This is a genomic window from Candidatus Arsenophonus triatominarum (assembly GCF_001640365.1).
GTDB lineage: Bacteria > Pseudomonadota > Gammaproteobacteria > Enterobacterales > Enterobacteriaceae > Arsenophonus > Arsenophonus triatominarum.
This window is the reverse complement of sequence record NZ_LWMI01000052.1, coordinates 1-20,635: the sequence shown is the minus strand read 5'-3', so window position 1 is coordinate 20,635 and position 20,635 is coordinate 1. Positions and strand designations below refer to the sequence as shown.

At 47.7% G+C, this 20,635-nt stretch carries 30 protein-coding genes; all 30 read right to left on the bottom strand.

Annotation, left to right across the window (positions count from 1 at the left end):
- Window positions 1–50: 50 nt before the first annotated feature.
- Window positions 51–635 carry a hypothetical protein gene (locus AYJ55_RS21405; RefSeq protein WP_162505800.1) on the bottom strand — a complete coding sequence of 195 codons (585 nt, stop codon included), beginning with the start codon at window positions 633–635 and terminating at the stop codon, window positions 51–53.
- A 223-nt stretch (window positions 636–858) separates the two neighbouring features.
- Window positions 859–1,017 carry a hypothetical protein gene (locus tag AYJ55_RS33935; RefSeq protein ID WP_245677514.1) on the bottom strand — a complete coding sequence of 53 codons (159 nt, stop codon included), beginning with the start codon at window positions 1,015–1,017 and terminating at the stop codon, window positions 859–861.
- Complete coding sequence (locus tag AYJ55_RS21395; RefSeq protein WP_063656260.1) at window positions 1,014–1,370, bottom strand: contractile injection system sheath initiator; 357 nt, start codon at window positions 1,368–1,370, stop codon at window positions 1,014–1,016. Before AYJ55_RS21395 ends, AYJ55_RS33935 begins: the two co-directional genes overlap by 4 nt.
- Window positions 1,367–1,816 carry a hypothetical protein gene (locus AYJ55_RS33930; protein ID WP_245677512.1) on the bottom strand — a complete coding sequence of 150 codons (450 nt, stop codon included), beginning with the start codon at window positions 1,814–1,816 and terminating at the stop codon, window positions 1,367–1,369. The genes AYJ55_RS21395 and AYJ55_RS33930 overlap by 4 nt, the downstream gene beginning before the upstream one ends.
- A complete protein-coding gene (locus tag AYJ55_RS33925; RefSeq protein ID WP_245677511.1) occupies window positions 1,813–2,070 on the bottom strand; it encodes a hypothetical protein in 258 nt (85 codons plus the stop codon). The genes AYJ55_RS33930 and AYJ55_RS33925 overlap by 4 nt, the downstream gene beginning before the upstream one ends.
- Entirely contained in the window at window positions 2,048–2,908 is an 861-nt protein-coding gene (locus AYJ55_RS21385) for a hypothetical protein (RefSeq protein ID WP_063657781.1), read from the bottom strand. Before AYJ55_RS21385 ends, AYJ55_RS33925 begins: the two co-directional genes overlap by 23 nt.
- Window positions 2,886–3,224 (bottom strand): phage baseplate plug family protein, encoded by a 339-nt coding sequence (locus AYJ55_RS21380; protein WP_342668196.1) that lies wholly within the window; start codon window positions 3,222–3,224, stop codon window positions 2,886–2,888. The genes AYJ55_RS21385 and AYJ55_RS21380 overlap by 23 nt, the downstream gene beginning before the upstream one ends.
- Window positions 3,194–4,009: a hypothetical protein gene (locus tag AYJ55_RS21375; protein WP_063657826.1), complete on the bottom strand. Its 816-nt coding sequence runs from the start codon at window positions 4,007–4,009 to the stop codon at window positions 3,194–3,196. Before AYJ55_RS21375 ends, AYJ55_RS21380 begins: the two co-directional genes overlap by 31 nt.
- Entirely contained in the window at window positions 4,009–4,803 is a 795-nt protein-coding gene (locus AYJ55_RS21370; RefSeq protein WP_063657825.1) for a lytic transglycosylase domain-containing protein, read from the bottom strand. Before AYJ55_RS21370 ends, AYJ55_RS21375 begins: the two co-directional genes overlap by 1 nt.
- Complete coding sequence (locus AYJ55_RS21365) at window positions 4,776–5,774, bottom strand: hypothetical protein (protein WP_063657824.1); 999 nt, start codon at window positions 5,772–5,774, stop codon at window positions 4,776–4,778. The genes AYJ55_RS21370 and AYJ55_RS21365 overlap by 28 nt, the downstream gene beginning before the upstream one ends.
- 214 nt (window positions 5,775–5,988) lie before the next feature.
- A complete protein-coding gene (locus AYJ55_RS21355; RefSeq protein ID WP_063657823.1) occupies window positions 5,989–6,384 on the bottom strand; it encodes a hypothetical protein in 396 nt (131 codons plus the stop codon).
- Complete coding sequence (locus AYJ55_RS21350; RefSeq protein ID WP_063657822.1) at window positions 6,384–6,818, bottom strand: phage tail fiber protein; 435 nt, start codon at window positions 6,816–6,818, stop codon at window positions 6,384–6,386. The genes AYJ55_RS21355 and AYJ55_RS21350 overlap by 1 nt, the downstream gene beginning before the upstream one ends.
- An 11-nt stretch (window positions 6,819–6,829) precedes the next feature.
- Complete coding sequence (locus tag AYJ55_RS21345) at window positions 6,830–8,314, bottom strand: DUF3383 domain-containing protein (protein WP_063657821.1); 1,485 nt, start codon at window positions 8,312–8,314, stop codon at window positions 6,830–6,832.
- Complete coding sequence (locus AYJ55_RS33920) at window positions 8,311–8,820, bottom strand: phage neck terminator protein (protein WP_245677510.1); 510 nt, start codon at window positions 8,818–8,820, stop codon at window positions 8,311–8,313. Before AYJ55_RS33920 ends, AYJ55_RS21345 begins: the two co-directional genes overlap by 4 nt.
- The gene (locus tag AYJ55_RS21335; RefSeq protein WP_245677501.1) at window positions 8,817–9,200 is read right to left on the bottom strand and encodes a hypothetical protein; all 384 of its coding nucleotides are present in this window, start codon (window positions 9,198–9,200) and stop codon (window positions 8,817–8,819) included. Before AYJ55_RS21335 ends, AYJ55_RS33920 begins: the two co-directional genes overlap by 4 nt.
- Window positions 9,184–9,651, bottom strand: coding sequence for a hypothetical protein (locus AYJ55_RS21330; RefSeq protein WP_063653390.1), 468 nt, complete (start codon window positions 9,649–9,651; stop codon window positions 9,184–9,186). Before AYJ55_RS21330 ends, AYJ55_RS21335 begins: the two co-directional genes overlap by 17 nt.
- The gene (locus AYJ55_RS21325) at window positions 9,651–10,070 is read right to left on the bottom strand and encodes a DUF4054 domain-containing protein (protein WP_063653388.1); all 420 of its coding nucleotides are present in this window, start codon (window positions 10,068–10,070) and stop codon (window positions 9,651–9,653) included. Before AYJ55_RS21325 ends, AYJ55_RS21330 begins: the two co-directional genes overlap by 1 nt.
- A gap of 1 nt (window position 10,071) precedes the next feature.
- A complete protein-coding gene (locus AYJ55_RS21320; protein WP_063653386.1) occupies window positions 10,072–10,386 on the bottom strand; it encodes a hypothetical protein in 315 nt (104 codons plus the stop codon).
- A 2-nt stretch (window positions 10,387–10,388) separates the two neighbouring features.
- Window positions 10,389–11,417 carry a major capsid family protein gene (locus tag AYJ55_RS21315; RefSeq protein ID WP_063653399.1) on the bottom strand — a complete coding sequence of 343 codons (1,029 nt, stop codon included), beginning with the start codon at window positions 11,415–11,417 and terminating at the stop codon, window positions 10,389–10,391.
- Window positions 11,418–11,421: 4 nt separating this feature from the next.
- Window positions 11,422–11,910, bottom strand: coding sequence for a structural cement protein Gp24 (locus AYJ55_RS21310; protein ID WP_162505799.1), 489 nt, complete (start codon window positions 11,908–11,910; stop codon window positions 11,422–11,424).
- Complete coding sequence (locus tag AYJ55_RS21305) at window positions 11,907–12,980, bottom strand: DUF2213 domain-containing protein (protein WP_063653484.1); 1,074 nt, start codon at window positions 12,978–12,980, stop codon at window positions 11,907–11,909. The genes AYJ55_RS21310 and AYJ55_RS21305 overlap by 4 nt, the downstream gene beginning before the upstream one ends.
- 31 nt (window positions 12,981–13,011) lie before the next feature.
- On the bottom strand, window positions 13,012–13,800 hold the full coding sequence (locus AYJ55_RS21300) for a phage head morphogenesis protein (RefSeq protein ID WP_245677217.1): 789 nt from the start codon (window positions 13,798–13,800) through the stop codon (window positions 13,012–13,014).
- The gene (locus AYJ55_RS21295) at window positions 13,766–15,181 is read right to left on the bottom strand and encodes a phage portal protein (RefSeq protein ID WP_063657820.1); all 1,416 of its coding nucleotides are present in this window, start codon (window positions 15,179–15,181) and stop codon (window positions 13,766–13,768) included. Before AYJ55_RS21295 ends, AYJ55_RS21300 begins: the two co-directional genes overlap by 35 nt.
- Window positions 15,181–16,788 carry a terminase large subunit gene (locus tag AYJ55_RS21290; protein ID WP_063657829.1) on the bottom strand — a complete coding sequence of 536 codons (1,608 nt, stop codon included), beginning with the start codon at window positions 16,786–16,788 and terminating at the stop codon, window positions 15,181–15,183. The genes AYJ55_RS21295 and AYJ55_RS21290 overlap by 1 nt, the downstream gene beginning before the upstream one ends.
- A gap of 162 nt (window positions 16,789–16,950) precedes the next feature.
- The gene (locus tag AYJ55_RS21285; RefSeq protein ID WP_063657649.1) at window positions 16,951–17,550 is read right to left on the bottom strand and encodes a hypothetical protein; all 600 of its coding nucleotides are present in this window, start codon (window positions 17,548–17,550) and stop codon (window positions 16,951–16,953) included.
- 260 nt (window positions 17,551–17,810) lie between these two features.
- The gene (locus AYJ55_RS21280; protein ID WP_063657707.1) at window positions 17,811–18,803 is read right to left on the bottom strand and encodes a tyrosine-type recombinase/integrase; all 993 of its coding nucleotides are present in this window, start codon (window positions 18,801–18,803) and stop codon (window positions 17,811–17,813) included.
- Window positions 18,804–18,809: 6 nt separating this feature from the next.
- On the bottom strand, window positions 18,810–19,007 hold the full coding sequence (locus tag AYJ55_RS21275; RefSeq protein ID WP_063657645.1) for a hypothetical protein: 198 nt from the start codon (window positions 19,005–19,007) through the stop codon (window positions 18,810–18,812).
- Window positions 19,004–19,576: a hypothetical protein gene (locus tag AYJ55_RS21270; RefSeq protein WP_063657676.1), complete on the bottom strand. Its 573-nt coding sequence runs from the start codon at window positions 19,574–19,576 to the stop codon at window positions 19,004–19,006. Before AYJ55_RS21270 ends, AYJ55_RS21275 begins: the two co-directional genes overlap by 4 nt.
- A 170-nt stretch (window positions 19,577–19,746) precedes the next feature.
- Entirely contained in the window at window positions 19,747–20,196 is a 450-nt protein-coding gene (locus AYJ55_RS21265) for a lysis protein (protein WP_063657600.1), read from the bottom strand.
- Complete coding sequence (locus AYJ55_RS21260; protein ID WP_245677508.1) at window positions 20,163–20,585, bottom strand: lysozyme; 423 nt, start codon at window positions 20,583–20,585, stop codon at window positions 20,163–20,165. Before AYJ55_RS21260 ends, AYJ55_RS21265 begins: the two co-directional genes overlap by 34 nt.
- Between the last annotated feature and the right edge of the window lie 50 nt (window positions 20,586–20,635).

The following is a 20,635-nucleotide window of genomic DNA, read 5'->3' as shown; positions in this document are numbered from 1 at the left end:
CCTCGCCATTAAACACGCGAATAACTGTTTTTTTAACTTGCTCGGTAATGTCACAGGAGGATTGAGACTTTTATCAATGTTGACGGAAAAATGACGCTTAATGGGGTGGCTCGCTGCCACTGCATCACATATTGCGGGTAAGGCGGCGAGTAGTTCTCTTTATCATAAACAGTAAAGGTGGTATCCCCATTCATGTCCGCGCCAGGATTGTAATACTGGAAGATCGTCTCGGCGATATCGGTATCGTTGCCACCATTCACACAAATAAAAACGGAATGCGGTTTAACCGGATAAAGAGTCGTGCCGATAGTGACCGTCTCCCTTGTTCGGTTTGACCAGACATACGCATCCGTCACACCTTGGGTTTCCAGTAGGGCCGCTTTCATCGCACCATCGGTATTACGACCGTTGCGCGCCACTGATTGGCGGCGGCGTGTTTCAAAGGCAATGCGGGATTCTACCTGTGACCCGACACGGGCCGGTGTGTCATTGGTGATGGCGTCCCACCCTGAAACAGAGCTAAAATTTGCGTTAATTCCCCGTGGCGCAGGCGATGGGGCCATGCGTCGTGTTCTGGAAGGGATTTTTACCGTGCCGCTGGCAGGGATGGTTGCTTCGCTCACTGAACGCCACAATAACCGGCCTTATCCTGGGCGGTACTGCCTGCTGGGATACGGGTGCCGACTTTGCCCGTGCAGGTGGCCATGACAACGCTACCCTGACCAGGAATACGATTGAGAAAATAGATGCGCCCTATTCCATCCTGAAAGCGCCCGCTCGCAAAATCGGGGTTAATCTGGTTGAACAGGCATAATAATTTGTCGTAGACCTGCGCCAGTATTTCGGTCTCACTCTGGGCTATCTGTCCTTGGGGGCGCTCAGTGATTGACTGGCATGGCCGCCCAATATGCCGACAAAATCCGTCAGCCGTCCGGCGAGCACGTCCGCGATATCCGGCACCGACACCCCGTTTTCGGTTATCGTGACATCAGGTACCGCGGTTTTCACTGTGGTCATAATATCACCTCCAATCGGTTATTCTCGTTATCCGTGACGCGAATGACACCGCGCAGTTTCCGACTGGCCTTATCCAGCCTGACGCTTGCTATTGCCTGGTTAACAACGGGCAGTTTTTCGGCCTCAACTTGTAGTTTTTGCGCAATAAATCCGGCAGTGGGTCGTCTTCCGAGGACTTCCTCCTTCCATGGAATGCCGAGTGAACGGTCAAAATAACATTCACCCATAAATACCAGACAGGCCGAGGCCACATCCTGGGCTACCGCGGCAGGGGTGGTCACTATTGCCAAATTGCCTTCACCGTCTAGCGTTAAATCCCACGCCTTATCCAGTTTTAGGGTGCAATAGGTCATAGCGTGTGCTCCGGTTTATCCGATGTGACACGGCTGCTGCCGCTTTCTACCCCGTTCACATGATGATAATGGCTGTTGTAAGCTTCCCGCAGCGCTTTGATGCTGGCCTGTTGCGTACCGACATTATCGGTGATGTCACCCGCCGCCGTGACATTTCCGGTAAAATGCGCTTGGGGCGTATCGAGGATCACCCCAGAAGGGGCCTTGATAGTGGCCTGCTGACAGTGGATTTCAATGTTTCCTGGACTGGTGATATTTATTCGGTTATCCGCAAATTCAATAAACTGGGTCGGTGGCATATTCAGCAGTCCACCCATGTAAATGCCGTCGGCGCGGTTGTGTCTACGGCGAGTAGACGGTAATGCGCTCTGGCGGGTTGCCCTGACACGGCGGGTATCACGGTCACAAATTAATAGGTGACCAATATCCCCCACGACCGGATTCATGATGAGGGCACTGTTCCCCCGTTGCAGGCGAAATACCGGAATGGCGTAAATTGGGTACTCTCCATCAGGACACCCCGCGTATCAGGATAAGCCAGCAGGGGGCGGACATCCACCACCAGATTGGGCGCTTCACCGTGTAACGCAATCACCTGAACAATTTCACAAAAAAAACAGCCGGCAAGAAGCTGACTGAAGGCATGCATAAAGGTGTTTGCATCATTACCGGATGCGTCACGGTTGTTTGTTTCTCTCATAAGCTTCAACACTCACTGCGTTACAGACACTGTGCCAGTTTCCCCCTTGCACCCAGGAAGAAAGAAAGTGTTCGACACCCGTTAACAGGTAGAGACCACTGGCACCCGGTAACGACGTATCAAGCGATACCGATCGCCCAAATGCCAGCAAGGGGCTGTACTGTGTCTGAAAGGTTAATCCATTCGCGTTGTGGATCGGATACCCTATCAAGCCATTTTCCGCCGAAATCTTCGGCATAACCGCATCCCTTGTTTTCCCAGCAGGCCAAACATGGATGATTTTTCCCACCGGTTGAAATTCCAGCCGATGAGACAGGCAAATGGCGGCTATCTGAGCAAAAACACTGCCGGCGTAATACGGGTTGGATTCGGTTAAGCCGCCCAATAAATTGGGTTGAAACGTATAGCCGTTCTGCTGACATAACGAATCGAGTAAATCACTGACATTCACGACACCCGTGCGTGAAATCGGCGGAATGACTTTAGCACGGAGGTCACTGGCGGCCAGCGCTTGAATGACAAACGGAGATTCGGGCATCGTATTCATATTGGCATAAGCAGATCTGACGGCGCCCTCGAATATCAAAATATCCCCACTATAGATAGCTATGTCAAATTGTCGTCCATCGAGCACCAGCGAACTGTAATCTTTTGGTGACAACATCCCGATGAGTTCTAAACTTAACCCATAGAGGGCGCACTCTGCCTCAACGCCGCCGTATCCGCCGTAGCTATTGGTTCTGACAAAGGATTTAACGTTATCCAAGGTTAATTCTTCTATCTGGCCGTTGCCCGTATCCAGAGAGAACGCAAACTTAAGCGTTTTTTTGCTGTACATTTCCATCCTCGTAAAAAAGAAACCATCGACTCCCTAGACCGTGCCAACGCGGGTCTTCTTGCCCTTGGGTATCCACGAAGAATAAATCACCGGTGAAGCCGAGCCAGGCATAGCGTACAAGGCGCGTGCCATGCAGACAGGGGACGCCCTGGACAACAGGTATTCCCTTTACCGTCAAATCCAGGTAGAGGGCACTTTCATGCTGCGTCAGCCGTAAAGTACATTCCTGGCCGTTAAGGGTGAGGTTGATACGTTGAGATTTTACGGGGGAAAGCATTATCGTGCTCACAATACGGCGCCTTTGATTTTTTTCCACAGCGCACCGGATTTCTGGCTGACGCTGCCACTGATACGTGAAGCCGACTGATGAACGGTGTCCATGGCACTGCGGAAGCTGCCATTCACACCGGCGGTAGCTGAAGCTCGCTGTGGTCCGATTGAATTTTTCAATGCGTCCCACGTTTTACTCAGCTCGTCCAGTGTAGACATTTTTTCACTGCCATTGACATCGATTGGGCAGGTACCATAGGGGCTACGCGCGACTAAATCCCCCGTCGGTTTATTGGCGGACTGAGGGGTATTTAATACCACTTCCATTTGTTGGATCACCTCCTGAAAGATCAGCGCTACCGTCAGTAAGGTGATCCCCGCCTGCGCACTGACCCGATAGCTATAATCCGTCAGGTCAAAACTCGCATAATTGCCCTTGGGGGTCTCAATATCGTACAAATCGGTTGTTTTGAGCATAGTGGCAATCGTTTGCAGCGTCTCATTCTGACTGATTAACGTCAGGTCAAAGAGATTCGGTATCACACTGCTAAATCCACTTAACCCCGAAATAACGACTTGGCACGTTATTCGGGTGGGTTGATAGATTTTATTGATCGACTGATACCGGCCTTTCTCGATGGGGGCGTTAATGATGCTAGCCTTGCCTGTCGGCTGAAATACCGACATACCACTGAAATTAAGGGCAACCTCGGCGGAGCCGTGTTTACGTATCACATACGCAGGATGCAGCACACTGTCAATGATGGATAACGGCGAGCCGCCTGATACCGAATTCAGTACATCCGCGAGGTTGAAATCAAAAATAGTCATCAGTACATCCCGTTATTCAGTGTCGTATTCATTCGGTGGCGTTTTGCCTGTTCTTCAATAGACTGTTGAAGCTGGTTAACCGTCTGCGGATGGGTCATCACATTCACGGTGTTAATATGAGTTGAGTGCGTCTGACGGTTATCCGTCGTTTGAGCCGCAATCGCTGCTGGCGGCGCAGAGGCTTGTTGAACGATTTGGTGGTAGTTTTCCAGTACTTTTTGGGGATAGTCGAGGGTTTCCTGCTTAAGCGGTTGGCCTTTACCAGCCAGGTAGTTATCGATGCGCCCTTGTCCGGCGTTATACGCCATCAGCGCCAGTTGGGTATCACCGTTATAGTGCCTTAACAATCGGCTTAGGTGGATTTGTCCCGCGGCATAGGCTTTTTCAGGATCGAAGCGTTCCGCCGGTGTTAACCCTAAATCCCTTGCCGTATTTGGCATAAGCTGCATCAGGCCTGCGGCGCCGGCGCGTGAAACCGCGTTCGGATTGCCCTGGCTTTCTGTCCTTGCCACGGCTGAGGTTAATGCGGGGGTGGCTTGATAACGCGGATCGATCCACTTCCCCTTTTCCCAGTGTGCGCCGCCCGTTTCCCCAATGAGGGCGTGGCCAAAATCACCCCATGTTTTTGCTGTTCGGGCTGCCTGGAAGGCGTCATAGTTCCCGAATAACGCATTTAATCCTTTATCGATAACAGGTTCACCAATATAAGCTAATGCACCCGCCCAGCCTGCTTTTCCGATAACAGAATGACTTCCCGCCACTTTGGCTATTTTACTTGCGCCATATAGCGCCACAACATCTTTAAGGGCGCGATCAGTTCCGCCAGTGCTTCGGTCACTTTCTCTGCACCCGCCGAAATCCCCTGAAAAAAACCGGTAATATCATTGCCATGGGCGTTGATCCAATGGCTAAAGGCGTCCAGTTCTTTAACCATCCCAGGGCCAAAGGCGGCCAACAGGCTGTTTTTCACGTTCTGGGTGGACTGATCCAGATCGGCCATTATGCGTTGAAGCTGACGAGCGGTCGCGATGCTCGCTTCACTGACATTCGAGCGCTGTTCAAGCGCTTTGTGCCTTTTGTCGAAATCCGGTGAACGGAACAGGTTGACTGCCGCCGGCGAATAACCCAGTCGTTGCCCCCAATTTTCCGCCTGCGCCAGAGAAATACGCCGAAAGGCGGCCGCCAGACGGGACAACATTTCATCGTTATTTTTTGCGCCGAACAGGTCTGAACCTGTGGCACGGTTGAAATTGATTAAATCGTAGTCGGGCGAAGATCCCGGTATGGGGTTAGTTAGCTGATTTTTTGCCTGATTTAAACGCATCAGGATAGCGTTAATTTCTTCTTTAGAGCTGCCCGCACCCTGTGCCTGAACCCCCCACGCATCCGCCGATTTAGCGCTAATGCCTAACCAGGTGGCGTTATTGGAGAGGGCTACCAGTGAATGCGTGGTAGAAACAATCATCCGGCGGGTGGCTTCGATGCCCAACGATAACCCGAGAAATTTGGCGAACCCCAATTGGGCGGTTTTGAAGGCGCCGCCTGACGTTTTCCCAAAGCGTGCCAGGCTTTTCGATAATCCATCCACCCCTTTCACGGATTTTTTACTGGATTTTTCGCTGGTTTCCCCCAGTTTTTCTATCTTTTCGTCCAGGTCGTTAACACGCTGTGCCGCTTCGTCAGAAAACTGAATAATCAGCTTTTTGCCTTTCATCAGTTCGTCGGTTTTCACTTTAACCTGATAGACCAGTTCTTCAATAATCACGGTTTTTTCTCCCAGTGATCCCGCCAGATGCGTTCATTGTGGTTTTCTACTGCCAGTATTTCGGTCAGGTCATATAAGTCGTGCACGGATAACACCGTCTGAAGCTCAGTGATACTGGCTTTTCCGGAGAGAATGACGGTCGTCAACACGGGAGAAATATTCACAGTAGAAACCAGGTTAGGCGGTAACGCCTGTTGTCCAATAAACGGGAAATTCAACGGGCGGCGAGTGTTAAAAAACCAAAGTTCAATTCAAACACTTTATCTTTCAGGGTGCGGATAGTGGATACCTCTTCAAAATCAAACGGTTTGATGTCCCGATAGCCGGTATCGACACTGATTTTCACGGTGGAAAGCAGTCTTGAACTGATTGAAGCGGCCATTTCCGTAGAGGTAGCCGAGAGGACACTCAGCCCCAGCGTCGCCAAACCGGCACAGCCCATCGCGATGACATCCGTTGGGATGCTGCCAAAATCGGCTGTCCCCATCGCGCGGTAAATCTCCTGCGCCAGTTCTTCAGCTTCCCAAGCGGACATCTCGGTGATGAAGAAGGTTTTTCCTTTGTCACGGTTATTTTCTTCCACCGTCCAGGTGATTTCTTTTCTGGCCATTACATGGGGCTCCGTGTGACGGACTCAAAGTGAAAAACGGCGGGTCTGGCCTGTAATATACGCTGTGCCGGCGGCGTCGGCGTCCAGGTGTACAAGATACCGTTCACAAAGTTGTATTTTATTTTTATCGCCGGAATTGCAATCACCATGTTGCAGGGGAATTTGGCAATCGCCGCCCGCTCTGCTGCGTACCAATCATCAATATGGACGCCGGTTGCTGAGGACGCCAAGAGATTCAAGGTGAACTCAACCGGATTAAAAATAAATCCTGCATGATACTTGCCGTCAGCGGACATCACGTCTTCCGCATTCTGCAAGGCGGCCGTTTCAAACATGCTATCGGCCGCATAATCCTCCGCATAAAATCCAGCGGGATAGTAAGCCGGCACGATGATGTGAACGGAGGCGTTCGCACTGGTTATATCAATAGCCATTTTATATCACCTCAAAGAATATCGATTGCTGACATTTGCACCGATTGAACAAGCTGACCATCCACATAGTAGAAGGTTGCTCCCTGTAGTTTCCGCTCTAGTCGGGATGAACCTGTCTGCACCGGAATATAGAAATACCAACCCGCTGAAAACAGCGTTGCGCTCATGTCACGTCCAACGGCGCTGTTGACTTGGGTTAACTGTGACTTGTCCAGCAGTACGCCTGCCCGAAGCGCGCCAAAATTTTTAGCGGCCGTAGCGACATCGATGACGGCTGACGATAGGGCCGTATAGCCACTATCATTGAACGGGTAGGACTGATTAGCGGTGAACAGATTAGCAAAGGCGGCCACCAGATTTGCCCTGATCCACACCTGATCGATGAAACTATCCAACCAGACATATTGTCCGGTTATCTTCCCATCGGAAACATAATTGGCGAGTGTTTTGTTTTGGCCGTAAGCGCCGTAGTAGTTATACCCATTCGATTCGAGCGCTTGCGTCGTGGCCAGATCGCTGACATTGGCGGCTAGCCCGCTGAACTGTCTGAATTTGAACGAAACGCGGCCATTAGTCCGCGCGAAATCCAGCGAGGCGGCATAAGCCAGGGCAATTACAGCGTAACGGTAGTCTCCGTAGACCGGAAATACACCGGCATAGTTATTCGCTTTCACGATTTTCTGGACAAAACAGTTAGCATTATCACGCACGGTTGCTGCCGCGGAATTATCCCACAGCGCATAGAAATAGCGGTTTTGCTGCGCACTCACCCACGAACATAAATTCTGGTTCTGTTCATCTGACAGGGCTGTAAGGGTCATCACGCCGATCCAATCCTGATTCTGGTTAATGATGCCATTCATCGTATCGATAAGTGATTGTGCTGATACGCCCTGTGAGGGGATGGCGCCGGCCTCTGCGGTCAGTTTTAGACCGGTAGCAAGGGTGCTTTTTTCCATATCCAGGACGGAACTTGACGAACCTGTCGTTACTGAGCGGATAATGAATCTTGCTGCCTGTGGCAACCATTCTACCGTCACAGAAGCCCCAATAGCCGTCTGCAACACCGTTGCAATATCGCTCATCGTGGTAGCGGTATTGAAATCAACTGCTCCACTAGTTACTGGCTGACCGTCAACCTTCAGTTTCACCTTGCTCGTCGGCGATTTCATTGTCTCCAATGAGACCCCCGCAAGGCTGCCGGATAATAGCCAACCGGATGCGTCTTCTAACGCGAGGCGGGACATCAACAGCGCGGCAGGTAAAACGGTGGCATTGTCATAGCCACTAAAATACAGCGTCGCTGCCTGATATTCGCGACTGTGCGTTCCCAGCAGGTCTGCGACTTCCTGCGCACTACCGAAAGTGCTAACCGTGCCTGTAGGGATCAGTGGATTATCGGTCAGCATCAGGCCATTGGCATCCAAGGCTGTTCCTGCCGGCGATATCACATTAGCGGTGATACTAAAATCTTTAGAAAGTGGAATTTTGCTCATTTATCAACCTTTTTAACGGAAATATCCGTCTTGTCGAAATAGTCCTGAGATACGTTGACAACAATATGCACCTGTAAGGACAAGGTGAGGGTATATCTTGCTTCCCACTGGTGTTCACTGTTTAACATACTGGTCTGCAAAGCAGCACTGGCATAAAGTGGAGCAAGACGTTCATCCAGCGCCTTGATTCGGGAATAGCCGTAATCAGAAGCAAACAATGTTTCAACACGAATGGATCGGTCACCGGCATTTTCACCGTAAATGTCGAGCTGAATATCAGCTTGCCTTACTTCAGTCCAGTTCATCGTACTGGTTTGAGGGTTTCCGCTGTCATGGGCAATCCCTCTCGCCGCCGACAGCCGGATAAATCGCAATGGCGTGAGAACACAGAAGATATCGCTCGGCATGGGATTCCGGTTATCCTGAGCCTGCCAGACCGTACCTGCAATCGGTTCAATGAAATCGGCCAACGTGTCAATGACCTGATTGACCGTATAATCATTCATCCCCCCTCCCTGTCCGTTTGGAGACACACTAACAGCCGACACCAGTCCGGCCACAATTCAAGCGGTTCAATCACCAGCCAGGTATCCCCCTCAATGAGGAATAAATCGCCACCGGTCTGTTGTTTTCGGTTAACCGACCAGAAGTTTCCGTTAACGTGAATCGATTTGAATATGCCGTGGATATTCAATCCGTCCACATGCTGCAAATCCCCTTTCGACAGGGGTTGCAACTGAATGACGATATGTTCATCGGGAAGGTATTTGGGGATGCGTGTCCGGCCTTCACCGACTGTCCAACCATCAGAACGGCGGACTATTGCAGCAATATCAGGGTTAACGGCTCGAATAGCCGAACGAGTGAGATTATGAAGATTCATCATCCACCACCACCCAGTATTTGACTGACTCCAGCATGTGATGTGTATCAACCAGCGGTTTGTCAGTGAAGTTTTTTGGTTTGTGAGTCCGGTGCTTTCTCACATAAAGCGTGGTTTCAGAAAGCGGCGGATCGGTGAGTGTCAATATTGAATCTTTAATATTGCTGACGACTTTTTCACCTAATAATTCCGCCGCTTCTTTAGCATTAACACCGGCGCGCATGGACGACGCCAGATAGGTTGACCAGTCTTTTTGATGGGCTGAAATAGCGTTACGGAAGAAAGGGCGCGGTGGCTGGTTATTCCCAGGATTGCCAAATTCGTTCATGTAAGCCACTTCAGCAACCCGACGGCCTTCTGGATAGCTTACCTCTTTTGGAAAGCCGACTTTCAACGTCAGGTCATTAAGCTGCTTTTCCTGTGCGTCCAGAAACGCTTTTATCTTCCCCGCCATCAACTGCACCCCACCTCAATACCTGGGAAATAGGCAAACATCCGGTAGGGCTTGGTCAGTTGCCAAAAAAGCTGTCCCCACTTTGATTGGAAATACCAGGCTTGCGAGTAAGGCAATCCCTGCCCGACATCAAGCGACACGGAGACACTGCCTTCTGCTGCATTCGCAACCCGACCAATCATACCTGACACCCCTGACCCGTTTCCGTTATCATCGCCAAAGGTGATATCACAAAGATGGGCCGTCAGCAGATAAAGCAAACTTTTTCGCTTTGGGATAGCCTGCTCCAGCGAAAAATTTGCGTTATCGAACAAAGCCTGAGCAAAATCAAATAGCATTTTCAACTGCTCATCCTTGACCTTGCGGTAGAGGGGATATTGTTCTCTGAATTCAAAAACATCAAACGCCACCACAGCCATATTATGCCTCCGTGGGTTTGACGGTTGCCTTTTTCGGGTTAATCGGTTCTAAACCGGTTTTGACCTGTGCTCTTTCCTTAGCGGCTGAGGAAAAACTTTTTTGATCAGTGACCTTGAAGATTAACCCCTTTTCGATAAATCCCGCCTGCGCGTAGGTTTTTGAAAATACATTGAACCACGCCTCATCCACGCCTTCGGTTATGCCAAAACCGCCATAAATGGCGCAAGCGTTAGCCCCTTTCAATTCAATAGTCTCATTCTTCACGGTGGCTTTCAGTCCATGGGGGAGTTTACAGCCGACAATAATTTTTCCCATAATCATATCCCCAACATTTGAGCAAAAAGCATGGGTTGTGTGATCACCGTGCCATACGTACTGGCCGCCACTTTCTGCGACCAGCTTGAGTGTTGCTGAAGAAGCGGAAATGCCCGATATTTTTGCGAATTCGCCACATAGCAAACAGGCTGTCCCTGATAGCTGCGCACGAACATCTGTATTAACTCACCGGCATCGGTACTCAATTGTGGAGCCGTTTCAATGCGTAGATTGGGGAACGCTTTTTTGATCAAGTCCTCAAGCGAGGTGGCCATGATTTCATTAGACGATTTGAGATACACAGAGGCTTTGTTTGACAATACCAGCGTCAGGGAGGAAGCCATATCGACACCGTCACCGACCACCCCATTCGTTCGTCCTACCAGGTCACTGTAGAGTGCCAAAATATCGTTGTAACGCTGCTGGATGGATTTATCTTCCCATTTCGTTTTACCACTCACCTTGGTTGGTGTGATCGGCGTGGGAAGCTGAGGGTTATTTAATGCGCCGTAGTTAACGCCTTCAACCCCAAAAAAGGCAAACCGGTTGTAATCCTGGTTAATCGTGTTGGCGGCCGCCATCTGTTTTTCAGCAGCATAGTTGATCATCGCCAGTCCCATGCGCGCCGATTCTAAATCGCCATAGGTGATCATCGTCTGAAAACGATATTGGCGGATGGGTTCAAATTGCAGGTTAACCTGGTTTGCCCCGTTTTCGTTATAATCGCCATAGGAGGAGATATGACCACTGTATTCAGCGCGGGGAATTTCCCAGAAATCGTGTTGCCACAATCCGATTGTGCGCTCGCCGTAAATTTCCGTGGCACGGGTTGGGGCAAATACCGTTCTGATAACGTTCGGATCGATACCCCCCGCGACGATGGCAGGAATACCACCATTGGTCAAAGTGGAGGGTAACGGCTGGGCATCATTGGCCAGATACAAACGATTGACTGAAGCAGGTAACGTCACCCCCCCTTCTTTAGCCCGTTTCATGAGTGCGTGGAAATCATTGTGTGTTAATTGCGCCATCGTATTAGCTCCAGCTTGACATGATAAAAATTTCACCCACCGCGGCGGCGGTCATCACTTTAAAAGGGGTTTCGATAAATCCGTCTTTCGTCGTCCCTGCGTTAGCCGTTTCAATCGTGCCATCCGCCAGTTTCGCATAAACTTTTTGGCCGATAGTGGTTGCCGTTGCTGACTTGGCCCAAAAGTCGCCCGTTTTGTAGACGGAGACCTGTTGTCCCTGCGGGATGGTCATACTGTTTTTTTCATCCCAGTTCACAAGGGCGGTTCGCTCATTGCGGACAAATCCCAGGATTTCGCCGGTACCGCTGTTGTTGACCAGGCTAGGTTTACTGTCATCACGCCAGGCGAAACGGGCCATCACGGTACCGGTAGAGCCGGCACGGAAACAGCCGCCTAATGGTGGCACCACCGCAAAAGCATCATTACAGGAGGCAAAATCACCTTCCCGACCCGGTGCCTGATAAAGCGCTACATTGTTCTGAAAGGCCATCATTTTGCTCCTAAAAACTGGTCAACACGGGACACTGCACTTGAGTCAAAGGCGACTTGAGGTTTACCTTGATTGCCTGTGTTTTTGAGCATCTCCACCATTTTCGGGAGCGCTGAGGGATGAACCCCTTTTGTGTCGATACCATTTTGACTGAGGGTTAATCGGTAGACTTGTTCGGCAGAGTCACAGGCCACTTCACCAATCAGCGGTGAACACAAACGTTCTGCCGCACGAAGCGCTGCAAATTCACGCCGAATTTTGTTCTCTGCCTGTTGGATCAGGATAGCCGCATCGTTAGCGGTTTTTTTATCCTCATCATTATCGTCATTCGTCCTTTTTTCTTTATCCTCCTCGCTTTCGTTATCCTGTTTATCATCCGACGGATCTTCTTTTGTCTCCTCGTCATTCGCTTTTGAGGTCAGTCCATTGATATACTCTGCCACCGTATGAATATCTTCGTCACTGGCATTTGGCAGGCGCTCTTTCAGTCCTGCGATCATTTCATCATCGGTTTTCTTTTCGTCTGCCATTTTTTTTAAATCCTCTGGTTTTGCGTCGTTGACTAGAACATCTGGCCCCGTCCTGCCATCAGGAACAATCGCCAGGTGGTAGGCGTGAATATTGCGCATCACGCCATCATAGGCCTCTCCATCAACGCTGCCCTGCGTCATATCCGGTACGTAGCTGTAGGAGGGCGATAATTCGCGCTGGATATCGGTTTCAATACCCGCTTTTGCTGCTTCATCCCAAATAGAAATCGAAGCGATGAGATAGGGAAATTCAAAACGGATATCATTCATCACGGCACCCACCGCGAGATCGGTGATGGGTTTCGTATTGTTCTCGGCAGGATGCCCCATCAGAACGGGGATACCGTTAAACGTCGGCATGGCTTTTTCCAGCTCTTGCGGGGGGCGATAAAGCTGATATATTTTTCTGGATTCCAGACCCAACTTTTCATAGCCAGGTATTTCAACGCCGTAATAACCGCTAATGTTCGCTTTGCTTATCCGGTTATCACGGACATACATTTTGCCAAATTTGTCCACTTCCCGCGCAGATTTGGCATCCATCGCGAGACCGTCTTTTGTCACTTGCACGTTGTCAATCCTCGAAAGTGGGTAAAACCGGTTCCCAAATACACCCACAATTGATTTTTTCACCTGGCAGGATGTATTCACCGCTAATCAGGCAGCCTTTACGGAGCGAAAATTTCTTGCCCGTGGCTTTTACATGATCAGGCCTTGGGTGTTGCCCTGCGCCGGTATGTCGCCAAATCCCCTCAGTTATCCCCAGCGCATGCTGTCTCACTGCCGCCAAGGCAGAATTCGCTTTTCGGTTCTGGTCACGGGCAATCAATTCCGCCCTTCTGGCAGTTACGCCAAACTGTTGTCCCAATGTTTTTTTAAGCTGAGCTAAATCACCTCCCCGCGAAACAGACTGGAGAACCACGGATTCAACGTTAGTGAAATAGCGTTGGGGGATGGATTTAATTAATGACACGTTCTCCGCCACAATCGCTGTCACCGCATTGTGCATGTCGCGCGTCATTTTGAAATCAATCGCAAACCCCTTATCGACCAGCTGCTTTTTAAGGGGCACATCCACATTACCGGCTGCTCGGTTAACGAAGGTTTTTGCCAGATCGTCGGATAAGGCAGTGAATTTCTTTACCCAGCGGGCAGAAAGCGCGCGGAGCGTATTCCTTATCATTGAGGCGGGGCTGGCGTCGTAAGCAAGAGAATTTTTTGAAAAGGAAGTTAAAATTTTGGCGGTGACGTTTTTATGCATCCTGGTAATCTGGCGACGTAATTCACGCTGATACCAAAGCTGTATCCCTGCATTGGGGAGTGAAGGTTTAAGTGTTTTCTCCTTCTTTTTCGTCTGTTTCATCTTCGTTTTCCTGCCCGTTCATGAAAGCAAAACCACTCTTCGGATTATTGATAAGCCATTGAGCGACATCCATCGTCGAAATACATGAACTCGTTGCTAAATTAGCCAGCATTGAAGCGTTATTGAGATTTATCTCCGACATTTCCTTCTCGGTTAGCTCATCGAGTGGGTTAAAGGTGAACGTAATTTCGGGTAATAGCTGCCCAAATTCCGCTATAAACAGGTAATCCAGCATTTGCTGTATCATGGGGCGAATATTGCGTTCCTGAATACCGGAGATGGTTTCGTGCCAGACATCGATTTCACCCTGCCCGTTTGCATTCAGTCCCGCGGGCGCATTGCCAAGCAGCTTAATCACCGGCATCCGTGAGGGAATACACAGTTGTTCCTGATAGTTTGAGGCGATTTTCTCAAGATCCGTCATCGGTGTATTGATCTGAAAAAACTCTTCCTCCGTATCTAGCGCCAGTACCCCGCGATTGTTTCGGTAGTTGGTCATGATATCGATGCGGCGTTTGAATTCGCCTGGATTTTCCATCCGTTTTTCCATATCAGTTTTTAGACCCGCCAGCGTAAAAGCCTTGACAATTTTGGGTATCTCATCGCGGATAGTTTCCCACGCCTTGACATAAGGCTCCATTAGCTGGATCAGTGATAAGCCCCCAAAGTTATAGGCAGGTTTCAGTATCTGTGATACCGGACGCGTCACTAGGTCAATAAATCGGGAGGCGTGGATGGTCTGCCCCATAACAAACCACGATGAAGGCTGATAAAAATCCGGCTCCCACGGTCTGAGCGTGTTATACATCGCCGGATACATCCAAATAGGCTCAATAATACGAAAACCGCGAAATTTATCGCCCACTTTTGCTCTGTCTTTAAAGAGCGGATTGCGCATTTCATTCTCATCGGCGCCCATGTCAATATAGATATGCGCTATGCCGAACAGACAATCATGCAAAACGGCCTGATGGATCATATCCTGAAGGCGATATTTCACGATTACCCCTTCCACCTCATTAACGAGGTCCTCATCATCGGATGAGGATTTTACGGTTAACCAATTGCGCGTAACCTCGTCAGCAAAAATCGCGGCAACATTGGCGTACTCGGATTGCTGCGCTTTCATGGCCAACATCGGGTATCCCTGAAACCCACCATACAAACAATCACTCCCGAATGCATTCAGGGTTTCATACGGGGTGGCATCATTCGCCAGCGCGTCCGCTCTCTTTGCTTCGGGTATCACGCCTGCGGGAGGGGCATAGGGTTTGAATTCGTAGACTGGCTGCTCACTGACCGGATACATATCGATATCAGAGATGGAAAATAGCTTTTTCCTTTCAGGCTTAACGTCCTTTTTCCTGTTTCTTTTGTTCATTAGAAAAATGCCTCGTCGGGAATGTGAAACGGTTTAGGAACGGGGGAAAAAGCCATAATTAATGAATCGGCCATGTTGGGTGAAGCGATGCCCCGTTTTTTCATGTCTTTTTTGCTCTCGACTTTCACCCGTCCATTGTTGTCGTAATCCACCCGAGGACGGGATAATTCAGCTTTCAGTACGTCAAGTTCTTTTATGCCTGAACTGAGACTGATTAACAGGCCATCGGTAAATTGATTGATGAAACGTTTGTCATCCGGATATTTTTCCAAATGCATGATACACCGCCAGGTATTAAAAAAACGGTCTCGGACGCCCCACCAGGCTTGCGCCTTAATATTCGCGAACATATCTTTATTGGTTTTTCCCGCCACATATTTTGCGTCAGGTTTAAAGACAGCCCCACCCGCGTTGAATCCGGTTGCGGTGATATGACATGTCCGTCGTAGATGCGCTTTCACCCCTGCCCCTACCCCGATGGAGTCATAGATGATTTCATCGGCATGGACTTCCTCAGCATAGTTTTTGACTCGGTTTGCTGAGCTGATCACGTCGCCTTTACTCCACTGCTGGCAATCCGTGACAACCGATCCGTGTACAAACGTGAGGGCGTTGCTGTCATCGCCCTCATCTGCAACGTCAAAACCGAGTCGTTTAGCCCCCGTTGTCAAAAACCCCAGTTTGATATGGGCATCAATGGCCGCCTGTACCCATTCGGCGGGAATTAAGATACCTTCAACAGACGCCTGATAGTTCAAATCCAGTTCCTGCGCCACAATGACCGGATTATCGATTTTCAGGCACTCTTTTTCGTACCATTGTTCATCTTTACGGGGGTCATTGCGCCAGTGAAAGGTAAACACCGGAATACGTCCACTGTGGCGTTTTTGGGCAAAAGGATTGTCCATCCCATTAACCGAACTTAAGTCAATGCGGCAGCGGGTAGTTTGCGATAGGGCAGCATCAATCAATAGCGGACGAGGCAAAAAGGCGGCTTCGTCGACGAAATAGAGTGTCGTCCGGTCACCCCGTCCAATATTGTCCCCCGCTTCACCCTTGATAATGGCGCCGGTGTTTGGAAAATTGACCCGCATATAAGGCGCGTGTTTTTTCGCTACCCAGCCTCCCCGAAACTCTTGCGGTAAAGTTTCAATAAACTTACGGGCTTTCCAGAACAACGCTTTCGGGTCACCGGTGCTGTCAACATACTCTTCTTTGCGGGAGCCAAAGCCAATTACCATCTCTTTATTAAAGAGACATAAAGCGCATGCGAGTGCAATTGACGTCCAGCTTAAGCCCATTTCGCGGCTTTTTTCGGTAATACCGTTTTCACGTCCTTTCCAGCGTGTCATTATCCAGTCAATCCATGCTTCCTGTTTCGGGAACAGCAAAAAAGGAATAGTCACCGGTAACCCGTAATCGACATTTCGTGGGTCTGTCGTCATGCCCCAGTCAATAATAAACTGCGCGGGATTATCCTTATAAAATCGGGTTAATCGTTTAAAACTTTCCGGCTGCTGGCGTAACCGTTGTAGACGCTCATCGCGCCACTCAAATACCTTAAAATAATCTGGTTTTTTAAAGTCAAAAGGAAAAGGTAACGGCATAGGAATTTGTCCGGAAAAAAGCGACTCAAAAAAATATTTTGCACATAAACGTGTACATAAAAATACAAAAAATGGGGTTAAACTCATATAATCAATTGATATTAAATAAATATTTAAATTTAATATCATTTATAACATAAATAAGTAAGCGATTTTAACCCTTTACCCCATCAGTTTTTGGTACGCTTCTGCGGCCTCTTCTAAAGTCATTTCTCGAGTAATTGCATTTTGCGGTAGTATATCTTCTGGTATAGGGCTACCTTGCAATTGCTTAATTTCCAGTAATAAGGTAGTTGGTATAGGAATGCCTTCTATCTCTAAAAATTGCGCGGCCTCTAGTGAAGTGATTTCGGCTGATTTTTTTCGCTCGAGTATCGATCTTAAGTATTCTTTTTGTTGATGCTTTTCATCGTTAAAGAAGACTTCATTGATCCCCATCTTTTTGTAAACGGCAATATCATTGTGACTAGGCAATACTTCTTCTATCGTTGTCGTTTCGCCGTCTGCCGTGGTTTTAATAATTTTGCGTTTTCGGATTTTGGTGTTTTGCCTTGCTGTTTCTGCTAGCTCTTTTTTCAAAATGTCGGCCGCATGATGAAAAGCATGATCAAATTCGTAATAATCCTTTCGCCAATTTCTAATCGTTTTTTCATCCACATGCAGCCATTTTGCAATGAAATGATTTGATACTTTGCCTTTCACCAAAGACAGGTTGATCACGTCATCAATATACGCTTTTTTATATTTAGCTTTCCCTGACATGACAACCTCTTTTTAACCTTTGTGCAACATTCGTAAAATTAGCCATTTTGGGTGCGGACTTATTTTGCGGAAGTATGCGAAAAAAATCCCTCTTCATGCGTTGTTATTATTAGGTTTTCCAATTTTTCAAAATGCGGAAGTATGACTGCGGAATTATGCGTTTTTGGCTATTCTGTAATTTTTTACCTGAATCCCTTTGATGTAAAGCAATTAAGGTTTTAACCCCATTTACCTTAATGATTAAAAAATGAACGCAAATGTTAAAAATTTAACTCAAAAATTGACCCTGAAAATCGACCGTAAATATTTGAGGTGGTCTCAATGTTTTTATGACCCAGCATTTTAGAAATAACATGAATATCATTCCGTTTTTTGATAAGACGTACCGCTGCAAAATGCCGTAAGTTATGAAATTTCCCAATCCTGAATTTTTCCAGTAATTCCTTAACAATTCCTGTCGTACTGTAATTTAACGACAGTCTTTTCACTGATTGACTGACAATTAATGGTTCATGTAACCCAAACTTGTTTTTATCCAATAGCGACAATAACCCTTTTGGCATCGGTAACAATCGCTGAACGTCAGCTTTTAAGCCTTCAATAACACCGTTTCGTGTTACATGTTTTGAGATATTCAAATATTCCCCTTGAATATCGCTATAATCCAATGCCAATATTTCGCTTATCCGAAGCCCAATCACCGATGCCAAGATGAAGGCAATCTTTTCTCTGACGGGCGCTTCTTCAATCATCCTATCCACATTCTCAAACGCCGGAATGAAAATAGGCTTTTCCCCTTTTCTTTTCAATTTTGGAATTGGACTGACACCAACATTTCGCATTGCTTTCAGCAGCAAATAGGCAGAATGCAGATGTTTAAGCGTATTTTCCGGTAAACCGTTAAATTCACTCGGGCGAATATTCAACGCCATTTTTGCTTGCAACGTTTCGTCAATCGAAAACAAGGCATGTTTAATCGTATCGAGCGAACTTTGCCGTAAATGCCCCGTTTCACACTGAAAGACCTTTTTCCCCACATAAAACTGAATCAACTTGCGAAGATGCCAATCTCGGCATTGCTCTTTTTCTTTTGCCATCATCGCCAAAAATCGCTCAGATTCGCTCAGAAAAAGAAAATGGCAAGCAGCTTCCCGCGTTTTAAAGCTTTTATGAAATCGTCCTGCTGGATTTTCGTAATGCACACGAAAACCCTCGCTATCATGGCGAGTTTTGACTTGTTTAATTGAACTCATTTGCGATTATCGCTTTGTTGTTAACCTGGCCACAATTTTTGCTTGATTAAGACAATCTTCTATCATCTTGCCTCTTCTACTAGCTGGCTGTTTGCGATAATAGCGGATGGCTTCACGGGTGGCTAAGCTGGCGACAGAGGTAGAAAAGCCCAGCTTGATTAACTCGGCCTTAACATTGGCTTCGATGAATTGCTCAGGAGTCATCCTTCTAACCTCATGCTTCCACCAATTAAATCAAGGGGGATTTGAGATAACTCCATTACTGTTTTTTCAGCTTTTTTAAGAATGGGTAAATCATCTTGACGCTTACGTAATCGACGACCAGCATCCGAAGAGTCTTTATCAGACTCTTTTCTGGCTGTAGCAACAATATTTTGTAATTGCTCAATAGTAAAAGCTAATCCTTTATTTTCTTCCAACTCCGTCATGTAGTCATAGATTTTAGCCTGTAACTCATAGCTGTAACTCATTGCCATTAGACAGGCTTCACGTTTTGGAAATCGGTAAATTTTTCGAATAGACTGGGCACCGTTTCCAGTGGTGAAAATATCATCAGCTAAAAATTTAGCAGATGTTTCTCCAAGAACTTTGGGTACTTTTGCCATAAAATTATTGTGCTGTAACTTGCGATATTTTTTGCAAGGAAACGTTAATCTCTCTGCTTCCGCTTTTGATTTCCGCTCCGCATTAATATAGTCCACCATTTCCAGACTGGTCATTGTTGGCATTTCTGTTACTAAAAAATTGTCATTTTTAGTTGTTACTAATTTCATCGTACTTTTCCTTATAGAAAATCGAACCTGCGCGCACAGAACAGCCGCCCACAGAAAAGCACCATTTTAAACGGCGTTCTTCAGGCTCGACTTTCTATAAGGTTCTGTGTTTTATTGATGCGCGTGCGTGGCGCTGAGATTGTTAAGATTTGAACGTGCCAATGACCGATTCAGTGACACTGTGTTTTGATGTACTGCTGTAGATATTCCGTCTGCTTTTCGTTCTCAGCTATCATCGCTCTGAGACGGAAATAATCTTCTCGAGCTGCCTTACTAAGTTGTGGGGTGGCTTCATTATGTCGGCTCTGGGTGGTAGCGGTTTTGGGTATTGGACACACGGCATTGACGTGCAACTGCTTAGTGCCAGCACGAACAGCATCATTGAGCTTAGCAATTTCAGCTTTGGCATTATTTAATTTCTCCGTGTGTTGAATATCGAGTTGGTGCAAAGAATCAATCTTTTGCTGCTGTAATTTCACGGCTTCAATTTGTGCGCGATATTGCTGTTTTAATGTTTGGTAGTTTTGCCTGATGGTTTGATAACGGGAGTTGATAAAAATAAGTGAGAGAATTAACCCTGCAATAATCACTCCGATAAATGAGTAAGGTCGCCATAACATATTACGCTCTCAATTTCCCGACGGGTAATTAGCCCTTTCCAGACTTCGCCTTTCACATAAACCCACCGCTTCATCTCATCACATGCCCCTTTTCGGTCATTGTTGTTGAGCTTTTTGAGCAAGGTCGATTTGGCAAAATTACCCACGCCCACGTTATAAGCAAATGAGTAAAGGGCTGCCTGTGTTAGCGTGTTGATATTGACCTTAATCAACGGGTCAACATAACGTTTAACGGCTTTTAAATCGTCATTAAGCCACTTATCGCAGTCTTCTTGCGTGTACATCCGGTTACGCACAATATCCTTGCCTGTATGACCATAACAAACAGAGAGTACACCACCTCCATCGAAGTAAGGTTTAAATTTTAATCCTTCAAAATGCGTTATCATCGTTGAGGCTAAAAACACGCACTACCGCCGTTGCCATCATATTTTTTTCG